This is a genomic window from Pseudoalteromonas sp. SG43-1 (assembly GCF_014164415.1).
Classification (GTDB): Bacteria; Pseudomonadota; Gammaproteobacteria; order Enterobacterales; family Alteromonadaceae; genus Pseudoalteromonas; species Pseudoalteromonas distincta.
In genome coordinates this window covers 46,662-60,116 of the sequence record NZ_JACJFD010000031.1, presented here as the reverse complement: position 1 = coordinate 60,116, position 13,455 = coordinate 46,662, and the positions used below count along the sequence as shown (strand labels likewise).

Annotated in this window: 14 protein-coding genes and 1 pseudogene; 8 read left to right on the top strand and 7 right to left on the bottom strand. The window is 40.4% G+C overall.

Annotated elements, in window-relative coordinates; translation table 11 throughout:
* Positions 1–123: 123 nt before the first annotated feature.
* Positions 124–486 (top strand): annotated as a pseudogene (locus H5159_RS18120) (NAD(P)H-hydrate dehydratase); the annotation flags it as partial.
* A 19-nt stretch (positions 487–505) separates the two neighbouring features.
* On the opposite strand, the gene H5159_RS18115 reads toward H5159_RS18120, so the two are convergent.
* From H5159_RS18115 to H5159_RS18095, 5 genes are all read right to left on the bottom strand, one after another.
* Complete coding sequence (locus H5159_RS18115) at positions 506–925, bottom strand: VOC family protein (RefSeq protein WP_182720184.1); 420 nt, start codon at positions 923–925, stop codon at positions 506–508.
* A gap of 93 nt (positions 926–1,018) precedes the next feature.
* Complete coding sequence (locus H5159_RS18110; RefSeq protein WP_024596674.1) at positions 1,019–1,300, bottom strand: hypothetical protein; 282 nt, start codon at positions 1,298–1,300, stop codon at positions 1,019–1,021.
* Between the two features lie 136 nt (positions 1,301–1,436).
* Positions 1,437–3,083, bottom strand: a complete 1,647-nt coding sequence (gene groL, locus H5159_RS18105; RefSeq protein WP_182780800.1) for a chaperonin GroEL — start codon at positions 3,081–3,083, stop codon at positions 1,437–1,439.
* A 48-nt stretch (positions 3,084–3,131) separates the two neighbouring features.
* On the bottom strand, positions 3,132–3,419 hold the full coding sequence (locus H5159_RS18100) for a co-chaperone GroES (RefSeq protein WP_002958836.1): 288 nt from the start codon (positions 3,417–3,419) through the stop codon (positions 3,132–3,134).
* 110 nt (positions 3,420–3,529) lie between these two features.
* Positions 3,530–4,006, bottom strand: coding sequence for an FxsA family protein (locus H5159_RS18095; protein WP_002958838.1), 477 nt, complete (start codon positions 4,004–4,006; stop codon positions 3,530–3,532).
* Between the two features lie 178 nt (positions 4,007–4,184).
* Between H5159_RS18095 and cutA the strand changes: the two genes are divergently transcribed.
* The 5 genes from cutA to accC all read left to right on the top strand — a co-directional run bounded on the left by cutA (position 4,185) and on the right by accC (position 8,885).
* Positions 4,185–4,505 carry a divalent-cation tolerance protein CutA gene (gene cutA, locus H5159_RS18090; RefSeq protein ID WP_002958839.1) on the top strand — a complete coding sequence of 107 codons (321 nt, stop codon included), beginning with the start codon at positions 4,185–4,187 and terminating at the stop codon, positions 4,503–4,505.
* Positions 4,505–6,334: a protein-disulfide reductase DsbD gene (locus tag H5159_RS18085; RefSeq protein WP_182780799.1), complete on the top strand. Its 1,830-nt coding sequence runs from the start codon at positions 4,505–4,507 to the stop codon at positions 6,332–6,334. Before cutA ends, H5159_RS18085 begins: the two co-directional genes overlap by 1 nt.
* A gap of 228 nt (positions 6,335–6,562) precedes the next feature.
* Positions 6,563–7,015: a type II 3-dehydroquinate dehydratase gene (aroQ, locus tag H5159_RS18080; RefSeq protein ID WP_002958841.1), complete on the top strand. Its 453-nt coding sequence runs from the start codon at positions 6,563–6,565 to the stop codon at positions 7,013–7,015.
* Positions 7,016–7,053: 38 nt separating this feature from the next.
* On the top strand, positions 7,054–7,518 hold the full coding sequence (accB, locus tag H5159_RS18075) for an acetyl-CoA carboxylase biotin carboxyl carrier protein (protein WP_182780798.1): 465 nt from the start codon (positions 7,054–7,056) through the stop codon (positions 7,516–7,518).
* 26 nt (positions 7,519–7,544) lie between these two features.
* The gene (accC, locus tag H5159_RS18070; RefSeq protein WP_002958843.1) at positions 7,545–8,885 is read left to right on the top strand and encodes an acetyl-CoA carboxylase biotin carboxylase subunit; all 1,341 of its coding nucleotides are present in this window, start codon (positions 7,545–7,547) and stop codon (positions 8,883–8,885) included.
* Positions 8,886–9,093: 208 nt separating this feature from the next.
* Here accC and H5159_RS18065 read toward each other — a convergent pair whose 3' ends face one another.
* Positions 9,094–9,795, bottom strand: coding sequence for a FadR/GntR family transcriptional regulator (locus H5159_RS18065; protein WP_024596672.1), 702 nt, complete (start codon positions 9,793–9,795; stop codon positions 9,094–9,096).
* 199 nt (positions 9,796–9,994) lie between these two features.
* Here H5159_RS18065 and H5159_RS18060 point away from each other — a divergent pair, with 199 nt between their 5' ends.
* Positions 9,995–10,753: an SDR family NAD(P)-dependent oxidoreductase gene (locus tag H5159_RS18060; protein ID WP_002958845.1), complete on the top strand. Its 759-nt coding sequence runs from the start codon at positions 9,995–9,997 to the stop codon at positions 10,751–10,753.
* 3 nt (positions 10,754–10,756) lie between these two features.
* Positions 10,757–11,707, top strand: a complete 951-nt coding sequence (locus tag H5159_RS18055) for a 2-dehydro-3-deoxygalactonokinase (RefSeq protein WP_165723681.1) — start codon at positions 10,757–10,759, stop codon at positions 11,705–11,707.
* A 59-nt stretch (positions 11,708–11,766) separates the two neighbouring features.
* Here the strand turns inward: H5159_RS18055 and glpD are convergent, their stop codons facing one another.
* Positions 11,767–13,272 carry a glycerol-3-phosphate dehydrogenase gene (glpD, locus tag H5159_RS18050; RefSeq protein WP_182780797.1) on the bottom strand — a complete coding sequence of 502 codons (1,506 nt, stop codon included), beginning with the start codon at positions 13,270–13,272 and terminating at the stop codon, positions 11,767–11,769.
* Between the last annotated feature and the right edge of the window lie 183 nt (positions 13,273–13,455).

Genomic DNA, 13,455 nt, shown 5'->3' with positions numbered 1-13,455 from the left:
AAGCTGTGTGTGCAAATATGCGAAAGCTAATTCATATATGTTTTGGTGTAATAAAAAACCAGGAAGCGTTTAAGCTCCAAGAAAGTTAAATACGGCCTTGAAGCTTAAAATGAGAGATGGTATCTGCTAAGTGTTAGTACCAGCGACATAGAATCAGACCGCTTTAATTATGCCCGCCTTTGCGCCAAGCGCTATAACGCGACTTGTGTATTAAAAGGCGCAGGAACATTAATAGATAATGCCCAGCACACGTGGGTGTGTGAAGATGGCAACCCAGCACTGGCCGTTGGCGGTAGTGGCGATGTACTCACTGGTATTATTGGGGCATTACTTGCTCAAGGTTTAACTATTGATGAAGCAGCACGCTATGGCGTAACACTGCACGCTAAAGCCGGTGATATCGCAAGTGAGCGAGATGGGCAAAGGGGAATGCTACCCAGTGATTTATTCGCAATTGTAAGAGAGTTAGTTAATAAAGTGACGTGAGTTTAAGCGTCACTTTATCTCACTGATTATTAAGCTGTAATAAATCCCATTTTGTACCATATAGGTCTTCAAAAACCACTACGGTGCCATAGGGTTCTACTCTAGGCTCTTCGTTAAATGTAACGCCTTTAGAAAGCATTAAATTATAATCTCGCCAGAAATCATTAGTATGCAAAAATAAAAACACGCGACCACCCGTTTGATTACCAATAGCGCTAATTTGTTCGGGCGTTGTGGCTTTAGCAAGCAGTAGATTAGTTCTGCTCGAATTAGCTCCGTTTGAATTTGGAGGTGAAATTAATACCCAACGTTTACTATCACCTAAATCAGTATCCTCTACTAACTCAAAGTTGAGCTTTTGAGTATAAAACTCAATGGCATCGCCGTAGTCCTTAACAACTAATGCAATGCTGCCGATATGCTGTTGAACGTTAGTCATGTTTGGTTTACTCCGTACTATTAAATAAATGTGCTTTTTATCATATTTAGCAAACGATCAAGTAGGGTATATGCCCGCAGTATGTAATATGAATTAACTTACGAGTTCGTCTTCATCATCGGGTGGATCACCTGAGTCTTCTTTGCGTTTTCTTTGTTCTTGTTTTGCTTTTTGTACATTTTCGTATGTAGGTGGTGGGATAGGAATAATAGAAATAAGCGGAAAGAATGCTAAAAATAAATAAGCCCCCTTAGACATACTTTTACCCCACGTGACCATTTTGAGCATAGCCCAAACTACGAATGAAAATAACCCAGTCACAAGAGCAACAAAAACAAAGAAGATGAATATTTCGTTATTATTTAATAAATCCATTTAATATAAATCTTAGTTATACGCAACTTAGGTATGGGTATAAATTAAACAATATCAATGATTTTTATTCTAAAAAGCAAAAAACCAGCCGAAGCTGGTTTTTTATATAAGCGAGGTGCTTAAACGGTGATGTTTATCACATCATTCCGCCCATACCACCCATTCCGCCCATGCCACCCATATCAGGTGCACCAGCTTCATCTTTCGGGATTTCAGCTACCATTGCTTCAGTAGTGATCATTAGACCGGCAATAGACCCTGCAAATTGTAATGCAGAGCGTGTTACTTTGGTTGGATCTAGGATACCCATTTCAATCATGTCGTTGTATTCGCCAGTTGCTGCGTTGTAACCGTAGTTACCATCGCCGCCTTTAACTGCGTTAATTACAACTGATGCTTCGTCGCCTGCGTTAGTTACGATTTGACGAAGTGGTGCTTCCATCGCACGAAGTGCAACTTTAATACCGTGGTTTTGATCTTCGTTGTCGCCAACTAAATCAACTAGCTTGCTAGCAGCACGTACAAGTGCAACACCGCCGCCAGGTACTACGCCTTCTTCAACCGCTGCACGAGTTGCATTTAATGCATCTTCAACGCGGTCTTTTTTCTCTTTCATTTCGATTTCAGTAGCAGCACCTACTTTGATAACTGCAACACCGCCAGCTAGTTTAGCCATGCGCTCTTGAAGTTTTTCTTTATCGTAGTCAGATGTAGCTTCTTCAATTTGTGCTTTAATTTGAGAAACACGACCAGTAATACCCGCTTCTTCGCCAGCACCATCAATGATAGTTGTATCATCTTTAGTGATAATTACGCGCTTAGCTGTACCTAGGTCTTCAACTGTTGCTTTTTCAAGCTCTAAGCCGATTTCTTCAGAAATAACAGTACCGCCAGTTAATACAGCAATATCTTGTAGCATTGCTTTACGACGATCGCCAAAGCCAGGTGCTTTAACAGCTGATACTTTAACAATACCGCGCATGTTATTAACTACTAATGTAGCTAGTGCTTCGCCTTCAAGGTCTTCTGCAATGATTAGTAGTGGTTTACTTGCTTTAGCAACCGCTTCTAATGTTGGTAATAATTCGCGGATGTTAGATATTTTTTTATCTACAAGTAAAATAAATGGGTTATCAAGCTCAACAGTGCCTTTTTCTGGGCTGTTGATAAAGTAAGGAGATAAGTAACCACGGTCAAACTGCATGCCTTCAACAACATCTAGTTCGTTTTCAAGTGATTGACCTTCTTCTACAGTAATAACACCACTGTTGCGGCCTACTTTTTCCATTGCTTGAGCAATGATATTACCAATCTCTTGATCAGAGTTAGCAGAAATAGTACCTACTTGTGCAATTGCTTTAGTATCAGAACAAGGAACAGATAACGCTTTAAGCTCTGCAACAGCAGCAATAACTGCTTTGTCGATGCCGCGCTTAAGATCCATTGGATTCATGCCTGCTGCAACAGCTTTAAGGCCTTCATTAACAATAGACTGTGCAAGTACTGTAGCGGTAGTTGTACCATCGCCGGCTGCATCATTTGCTTTAGATGCAACTTCTTTAACCATTTGTGCGCCCATGTTTTCAAACTTGTCTTCAAGTTCGATTTCTTTTGCTACAGATACACCATCTTTAGTGATAACTGGAGAGCCAAATGATTTGTCTAGTACAACGTTACGGCCTTTAGGACCTAATGTAACTTTTACTGCGTTTGCCAGGATGTTTACGCCAGTTAGCATTTTAGCGCGTGCGTCACCTGCAAAAAGTACTTCTTTTGCTGCCATGTTTTAAATTCCTCTAAATTCTTAAATGTTTATAAACGAAAAGTAGGTTTAGCCTACAATGCCTAAAATATTATCTTCACGCATGATCAGGTACTCTTGACCTTCGATCTTTTCAACTTTTTCAACATATGAGCCAAATAACACAGTGTCACCGGCTTTAACTTCTAACGCTCTCACGTCACCGTTATCTAAAACGCGACCATTACCTACGGCTACAACTTCTCCGCGAGTTGATTTTTCAGCTGCAGAGCCAGTTAATACAATACCGCCAGCAGATTTTGTTTCTTCTTCTAGACGTTTAACGATTACGCGATCTTGTAAAGGACGAATGTTCATGTTTTTTAGTTCTCCTAACAGTTTCTGAACAGTACAGAAAAAAGCTTTTCTAATTTGCATTCATTAATGGGGGTAGAGTGTAAAATTCCAAGAGAAAAAATGATAAATTTTTAATCTTTTCGCTCATATTCGCCATCAATAGTCGTTGGTCGTTCCATTTGCCCTTGCTCTCGTTCAGCATGTTGCTGCCCAGCAAACGGCGATGGCCCTTGTTGCCTACCTGCGCTCATTCTAACAGTTGCTTGGCTAGCAAGGCCTGCGGCCAGTTTGTTACGAATTGCAGGCGTTAATAATAGTAACCCAAACACGTCGGTCATAATGCCAGGAGTAAGTAATAATACCCCTGCAATTACAACGCATATTCCGGTAAATAATTCTTTGGCTGGCATTTGTCCTTGCGCCATTTGCGCTTGTACGTTTTGCAGCGCACCCATACCCTGTGTTTTAACCATTTTGGCACCTAAAATCGCAGTAATAACCACAAGTGCAATTGTTGCAAATCCGCCAATCACGTCGCTTACTTGAATCAGCAAAGCGATTTCGATAATAGGGATGATGATAAACAACACAAATAAAAATCTAAACATAGCGCTCTCTAAATAATGACACTCAAAAGAGTTGATGAAATATAAATGAGGGTGACTAGGTCTCTTTTCAAGGTTAGGGCATAGGTATAGTCATTTTACTGATATTTAAGCGTCTACACATTGTATCGGCTATCAGATACTATGAAGCTAGACACTGTCCAATAAGAATAGGTTCATAATGACTACGCATTTTAAAATGATTTTTACGACTTGCAAAGACGAAGCAGAAGCACGCAGCCTAGCAAGGGCGTTGGTAGAAAAAAAGCTAGCAGCTTGTGTAAATATTTTACCTAACATGGGCTCTATTTATATGTGGGAGGGCGAAGTAGCAGAAGCAACTGAAGCCAAGCTACTTATAAAAACAAAAGCAGATAAAATGAACGATGTGTTTTTAACAATAAAAGAGCTACATAGCTACGAAGTGCCGGAGATTCAGGTTGTAGAAGTTTCAACCGGTAATTTGGCGTATTTTAATTGGATGGACGAGGTACTGAATTAATGCGTTTTTTCTTTTTATTGTTGGTTACATTATTAACTGTACCCGTAAAGGCTGCGACTAATAATGTGCTTGGTGATCTACTTGGGCCTCCGCAACAGACTTTTTTACCTGTAGACCAAGCGTTTGTTTTTGATTTTGACCAGCAAGGCAGTACCTTGTTTGTAGGTTGGGATATAGCGCCAGACTATTATTTATATAAAAAGAAAATAGAAATTATCGCCAAAGGTGCAAACATTCAAGTAGGCGACTCTGGCCGTGGCGAAATTATTGAAGATGAATTTTTTGGTAAAACAGAGGTTTTTTTTAATTCCGCGAGTGTTATTAGTAAGCTAAGTAATATAACCGAAGGCGCCGTGGTTAAAGTTCGTTACCAAGGCTGTGCAAAAGCAGGGCTTTGCTATCCACCAGAAGTAATCAGCATCCCACTTAGTGTTATTAGTGGTGCACAGGTTAAAAATGTAGACCAAAATAACACTACAGATGAAGCAGCAACTGCGCAAAGCACATTTGCAGCACTCAACGAGCCAGCTACTGAACCTACAACAAATTCGGATGATACCGAAAAAGAACTTACTTTTACTGAACAGTTAGCAAGTCAGGGCTTAATAACTAATTTACTTATATTTTTTGTTGTTGGTGTAGGCCTTGCTTTTACGCCTTGCGTATTTCCAATGTTTCCTATTTTGTCGAGCTTAATTGCGGGTCAGCAAAACCTTTCAACTAAAAAAGCGTTTGCGTTGTCGTTTGTATATATACAAGGCATGGCAGTTACCTATGCAGCGCTTGGTTTAGTTGTTGCGGCGCTTGGTGGGCAAGTGCAGGGGTATTTACAGCATCCATTTGTATTAGTTAGCTTTAGTTTACTATTTGTATTATTGGCTATGTCGATGTTTGGTTGGTACGAAATTAAACTGCCAAGCAGTATGATGAGCAAGCTAACTCAGGTAAGTAACAATCAAAAAGGCGGCAACTACGTTGGCGTATTTTTAATGGGCGTACTGTCGGGGCTAATTGCATCACCGTGTACTACAGCGCCACTGTCGGCGGCGCTCTTATTTGTTGCGCAAAGTGGTGATTACTTAGTAGGTGGTTTAACACTATACGTGCTTAGTTTAGGTATGGGGTTACCACTTTTATTACTTGGTACATCTGGCGGTAAGTTGCTTCCTAAAGCAGGTGGTTGGATGGAGCAAGTTAAAACCTTGTTTGGCTTTGTAATGCTTGTTGTGCCGCTTATATTACTTGAGCGCCTAATCAGCGCCGACATTATATTATTAATGGCTGGTGTGCTTGCATTAGCAACGGCACTTTACCTACATCACTGGCAAAGTAGCCAAACACAAAGCAAGTTAAAAACTGCATTATGGTTTGCTGCAACGCTATTAGTTATGACAGGGTTTACGTTAACTAAAAACTACTTTTGGCCAGTACAAGCTGTGCAAGTAAGCTCACAAAGTAATGAGTTTAAAAAGGTGGCGGATTTAGCTGAGCTAAAAGAAGCCGTAGCGCAAGCCAGTAATGAAGGTCGAATGGTTATGGTCGACTTATATGCTGACTGGTGTGTGGCGTGTAAAGAGTTTGAGCATTACACGTTTCCAGATGCCAAAGTGCAAAGTGAATTTAGCCATTATCAGCTAATTCAAGTTGATTTAACAAACAGTGACAATAAAACAATTGAGTTAATGGAAGAGTACACCGTGTTTGGTTTACCTAGTATTTTGTTTTTTAACACCCAAGGTAAAGAGCTAACTACACAACGTGTAACCGGCTTTTTAAACGCAGAAGATTTTGCTAAACACCTTGCTACAGTGCGCGCCAGCGCACAATAGTAGTGCAATAGAGCCACTTGGATATACCAAGTGGCTTACGACTCCCTCCTAATTATCTGTTCCCAAAACAGAGATTAGACCAGTATTTTGCTGCTATTTACATCGAAATCACTATAATAGTTGGTTAACGTGAGAATTTGTTGCTACATTACTTTTTTCTGCTTACTTAAAAGCGAAAAACTACTTAGCAACCGCTTAACTCATTACTTATAGGATATATCGCGTATTATGGCTGCAAAATTTAACCTTTTAGTTATAAATGGTCCAAATTTGAACATGCTTGGCAAGCGTGAACCGGATAAATACGGTTTTCAAACGCTAAGTGAAATTATGAGCGAACTAACCAGTGCCGCTGATAGTCTAGATGTTGAGTTAGCACATTTTCAAAGTAATAGTGAGCAAGCCCTCATTGAGCGAATACACAGTGCTTGGCAAGCGGTTGATTACATAATAATTAACCCTGCTGCATTTACGCATACAAGCGTTGCATTACGTGATGCATTGCTAAGTGTTGATATTCCGTTTTTTGAAGTGCACTTAAGTAATGTGCACGCACGTGAAGCCTTTCGTCATCATTCGTATTTTTCTGATGTGGCACAAGGCGTGATATGTGGATTAGGTGCAATGGGTTACCACGCAGCATTAAATGCCGCTGTGAGCCGGTTGAAAAACTCGATTTAATTTTAAATTAACACACAAACAAACAGGCGGGTCGTGTAATGGATATTCGCAAGATAAAGAAGCTTATCGAATTAGTAGAAGAATCAGGTATTGCTGAGCTAGAAATCACTGAAGGTGAAGAATCAGTACGTATTAACCGTAACAACATGAGCGCAGGCCCTGGTTACCCGCAATTTGCTCCACAGCAATATGCACCGGCGCCAGCAGCACCAGCTCCAGTTGCAGCAGCTCCTGTAGCAGTTGAAGCAGAAGCTCCAGCAGAACCTACTGGCCATCAAGTTAAATCACCAATGGTTGGATCTTTTTATGCAGCAGCGTCTCCTGAAGCTCCAGCGTATGTAGAAGTTGGTCAGCAAGTTAAAGTTGGCGATACGCTTTGTATTATCGAAGCTATGAAAATGATGAACCAAATTGAGTCAGATAAAGCCGGTACAGTAAGAGCTATCTTAGCTGAAAATGGCGAGCCAATAGAATTTGATCAACCTCTATTCATCATTGAATAATAGCGTAACCTAAAAGGCCAACTCTAATGTTAGATAAAGTAGTCATTGCAAACCGAGGTGAAATTGCACTTCGTATATTGCGCGCCTGCAAAGAGCTTGGGATCAAAACGGTTGCTGTGCATTCAACGGCGGATCGCGATCTTAAGCATGTATTGCTTGCAGATGAAACCATCTGTATTGGTAGACCATCAGCAACTGAAAGTTATTTAGATATCCCGCGCATTATTGCTGCGGCTGAAATAACTGACGCTGTAGCGATTCATCCAGGTTACGGTTTCCTTGCAGAAAACGCTGATTTTGCCGACCAAGTTGAGCAAAGTGGTTTTGTATTTATTGGTCCAAAAGGTGACACTATTCGCCTTATGGGTGATAAAGTTTCTGCTATTTCAGCAATGCGTAAAGCAGGCGTTCCATGTGTACCAGGGTCTGATGGTCCGGTATCAGATGATAAAGAACGTAACATGCAAATCGCTAAACGAATCGGTTACCCGGTAATCATCAAAGCCGCTGGTGGCGGTGGTGGTCGTGGTATGCGTGTTGTTCGTAGCGAATCTGAACTTATTGATTCAATTGCATTAACACAGCAAGAAGCTAAGCAGTTCTTTGGTAATAGCATGGTTTACATGGAGAAATTCCTTGAAAACCCACGCCATATCGAAGTTCAAGTATTAGCAGATGGCCAAGGTAATGCAGTACATTTAGGTGAACGTGATTGTTCTATGCAACGTCGTCACCAAAAAGTAGTTGAAGAAGCACCAGCGCCAGGTATTACTGCAGAAACACGTAAATTTATTGGTGAACGCTGTACACGTGCATGTATCGAAATCGGTTACCGCGGTGCAGGTACGTTTGAGTTTTTATACGAAAACGGCGAGTTTTACTTCATCGAAATGAATACACGTATTCAGGTTGAACACCCTGTAACTGAAATGGTTACTGGTATTGATTTAATCAAAGAGCAGTTAAAAATTGCTGCGGGTCAACCATTATCATTCACGCAAGACGACGTTGTTATTCGTGGTCATGCTATTGAGTGTCGTATTAATGCTGAAGACCCTGAAACGTTTATCCCTTCACCGGGTAAAATTACACGTTTCCATCCTGCTGGTGGCTTAGGTATTCGTTGGGACAGCCATATTTACGCTGACTATACGGTTCCACCACATTACGATTCAATGATTGGTAAGTTAATCACTTACGGTGAAAACCGTGACGTAGCTATTGCCCGCGCGCGCAATGCACTTAACGAGCTAGTAATTGACGGAATTAAAACTAATACTCCTTTGCATAAGAGAATTCTTGCAGATGAAAACTTCCAAAATGGTGGTACTAACATCCACTATCTTGAGAAGAAATTAGGATTGTAATTCTAGCCTGTAAAAAGGCGTTTTATCTTAGTTAATAACCCGAGTTATTAAGCTGATTTAAATAATTGAAAATCCGATATCAGGAGACTGATATCGGATTTTTTAATGCCTGTAATTTAAGTTTTATAGGCAATAAAAAAGTCCATAAAATATACTGCAAAGAGTAAATTCGATGGACTCAATATTTATATAATATGCTGAACTAACATTACACTAATTTAGATTCAATTAACTGTAGTGCTTCTTCTAAAATTGTTTCTACTGCTTTTTTAGCGCGCTCAGGATCGCGTGACTTTATAGTCTCTAAAATATCAGCGTGCTTAGCAACATCTGCGCCCGGTACACCTTTAATGTGGTTTGTATAACGAATACTTACTCTAAGAGCTGTACTAATAAACTCAGTTAACTGCACAAAAAAGCGATTGTTACTGGCCACTAATATGCTGGTATGAAAAGCAATGTCGGCTTCTAATGGGTCGTCTAAGCCTTCGTCTGCTTCAGCCATACGGGCTAAGGCACTATCTATATCAGCGAGTTGTTCAGCAGTTGCATTTAGTGCTGCAAGAGCGGCCGCTTGTGGTTCAAGGGCTACGCGTACTTGAGTAAACTCTTTTAATAACGACAGTGATGGCTTACTGCTTAAAATCCAACGTAGTACGTCGGTATCAAACATGTTCCAGCTACTTTCAGGTAATACACGAATACCTTGCTTAGGACGCGATGAAATTAACCCTTTAGCAGAGAGCATTTTTACCGCTTCGCGGGTAGCGCTGCGACTTACATCATACTTTATACATAAATCGGCTTCAGAAGGCAGGCCTTCGCTTACAGGGTAAACACCACGCACAATAGCAAAACCCAAATCGTGGGTTAATTGTTGTGTTAAATTTTGACGGGGTTGGCTTTTCATTGCGCAGGATTCCGAGTTGATATATTGCTTTATTATATATCATATATCATATTAATGTACTCAAGGATATGATATAAACTTTTAATTAACTAAATATTTTAACACAGCAATAACGACTTAGTTTGGCTCTTTATACTGTAAATGTAAGTTTATAAAGGGTTTAAATAAAATTGAAAATGCGCTGTATGGAGAGTTGAATTTGAACACCCTAGCTCAATATCATAGTCTTTCTGGTAAAGTTATTTTTATTACAGGCGGTGCATCAGGCATTGGTAGAGCAATGGTTAAATCCTTTGTAAACCAAAATGCAAAAGTAGCATTTATAGATATTGATGATAAGGCAGCGCAATCGCTTATTCGTGATTTACCCAATGCAAAACTATGGTATAGGCAAGTTGATGTAACTGACTCTCATGCACTTCAGCAATCACTTGTGGATGCATGCGCCGCTTTTGGTGCCATTAATGTACTAGTTAATAATGTAGCGAACGATCGCCGTCAAGCAAGCGAAGACGTTACAGTGCAAGACTGGGATCAGTGCTTACAAATAAACTTAAACCCTGCATTTTTTGCCTCTCAAGTTGCTATGTCTTTTATGAAGGGCGATGGAGCGGGCAGTATCATTAACTTTAGTTCTATTAACGCTATTATGGGGCAACCTCAAATGGCAGGCTATGTAACCGCAAAAGCAGGCCTAATTGGTATGACTAAGGCACTGGCTCGCGATTACGGCGAGTTTGGTATTCGCGTTAACGCTATTTTACCAGGGTGGGTGGCTACCGACCGTCAACTAGCAAGCTGGTTTACCGAAGAAGAGCAAGTTAAGTGGATGGAAGCCATGGCGCTTAAAAAATTAGTAACTCCTGAAGATGTTGCTAATTTGGCACTCTTTTTAGCCGCCGATGAAAGCAGTATGATCACCGGGCAAAGTATTAAAATTGACGGTGGGAGGCTTTAAAGCTTGGCTACTTCATCTCTTTTTATTGCTGTTGACTGGGGCACGAGCCATTTACGCGCTTATTTGTGCGAAGTACAAGCGCAATCAACACTTAAACTATTAGCACAACGTGATGGCCCTGGCGTTGTTAAGGCAAATCAAAATTTTGAGCAAACCCTAATCGACACCATTGCGGTGTGGAAGCAAGAGTATGGCAGCTTACCTATATATATTGCAGGACAAATTACCTCAAGCATCGGCTGGCACGAAACACCTTATTTAGAATGCCCAATTAATCCCGAAGGGTTACTTAATGCTGCTGTTAGCTTTGATTGCGATGGGCATATTATTAAAGCGTTACCTGGCACAAAGTGTACGCTGCAAAATGGCTTGTTTGATGTAATGCGCGGCGAAGAGCTGCAAATTTTAGGGTTTTTAAAGCAAAACCCAGAGTATCAACAAGGTAAAATATTACTCTGTTTGCCTGGCACACATACCAAATGGGTGCTTATAAATAATGGCGAAATCATTTGCTTTAAAACAGCCATGACCGGCGAGCTATATGATTTGTTATGTCATCAAAGTGTTTTAATTCCTAACGACTGTGCAGAAGGTGAGTTTGACTTTAAAGCATTTGAGCAAGGCTGTGAGCTAACTTTAGGTAGTGATAGCGGTAACTTGGCACATGGTATTTTTAGTGTGCGTACCCGCCAGCTTTCAAAGGAGTTAACGCCAGTACAAGCCAAAGCCTATTTGTCGGGTGTATTAATTGGCAGCGATGTACGAGCAGCTCGCCATGCTAGCGAATGGCAATTATTAAGTGATACGCAAGTTGTGGTGATTGGCACAAAGCAGCTGAATAAGTGTTTTACTACGGCGCTTAACCAAATAGGTGTGAAGTGTGTTGAGTTTGATATTAAAACAGCGACGCTTAGCGGCTTTAATTATTTATTTAATTTAGAGTCAAAAAAATAAACCCCTTTATAACGGTTAAATTATAAAGGGGTTAACAGGAAGTTATTATAACTTGATAGTTAAGCGCTTTTAGCTGCTTGGTTATGCTCAATATAATCATTAAGCGCAGCAACTTGCGCCTCATTAAAACGTAGTCCTAATTTGCTGCGGCGCCATAAAATATTGTATGCGTTTTCTGCCCACTCTTCATTTAGCAAGTAATCTACTTCTGCTGCAAATAAACCATGGCCAAAATCCTGGCCTAAATCACTCAGCCCAGTTGCACTACCTAAAATATGTTTAGCACGAGTACCATAAGTGCGTACAAAGCGTTTAAGTGTTATTTCAGGTAGCCATTCGTATTTTGTTTTTAGCTCTGATTTAAGTGCTTCTACAGAGCTAAAATCACCACCAGGGAGCGGACTATGTTTGGTCCACGCATTGCTCATTTGCGGATAAAAATCTTCAAGCTTATTAACCGCAGCTTCGGCAAGTTTGCGATAAGTTGTAATTTTTCCGCCAAACACACTCAGTAGAGGTGTTTGCTTAGCATCACTCGAAAGCTCTAATTTATAATCGCGAGTAACGGCTTGTGCATTAACTGATTCGTCATCAAGTAATGGGCGTACACCAGAAAAGGTATGTACTATGTTTTCGCGTTTAATCGGTTGTTTAAAGTAGGTATTAGCAATATCAATTAAGTAATCAATTTCTTCATCACTAATTTTAACGTCTTGTGCTTCACCTTTGTGTTCTACATCGGTTGTGCCAATAAGTGAGAAGTCATCTTCAAACGGAATAACAAACACAATACGCTGATCTTTATTTTGTAAAATATAAGCTTGTTTTTCATCGTGAATGCGAGGCACTACAATGTGGCTACCTTTTACAAGGCGAATATTTTGTGGTGATTTTTCTGTTAGTGCTTCGTCAAATAATTTAGCTACCCAAGGACCCGCAGCATTAACAATGCCTTTGGCAGAAATGGTGTATTTAGCTTTGCTCTTTTGCTGCTCAAGGGTTACCTGCCATTTACCTTGCTCTCGTTTAGCATTTACACACTTAGTTTGCGTGGTAATAACAGCACCTTTTTGTTGCGCTGCTAGGGCGTTTAAAACGACTAGGCGAGAGTCATCAACCCAGCCATCTGAGTATTCAAAACCTTTAGTAATAGAGGGTTCTAAAACGCTATTTTCACCAAATTTAATGCTTCGAGAACCCGCTAGTGTTTCGCGCTTTGCTAGGTTGTCATACATAAACAAGCCAATACGAATCATCCACGCAGGGCGGAGGTGTTTTTGATGCGGCAATCTAAAGGTTAGCGGCCACATAATATGAGGTGCGTTTTTAAGTAGCACTTCACGCTCTGCTAGCGCTTCTTTTACTAATCTAAATTCGTAATGCTCAAGGTAGCGCAGACCGCCGTGGATCAGCTTAGAACTGTTTGAAGATGTTGCACAGGCAAGGTCTGATTGTTCGCACAATAGAACTTTTAACCCTCTGCCAGCTGCATCAGCTGCTATTCCAGTGCCGTTTACACCGCCACCGATGACTAGTAAGTCATATTCGTTATCTGCTAATTCCACCGAGCTAACCTTTTTATTTGTAATATAAATAAGACATAAGCATCATAAAGCTGCTGTTTTCATTTGACAATAGAAAACCCAGTTTTTTATTCGTTAATTTTGACGCCAATCCATTTTCAATTTAAAGCAGTAAAACATGCCTTTTAAATCTAGCATTTAGCTAAGTTAGAAAAGCAAAGTGGC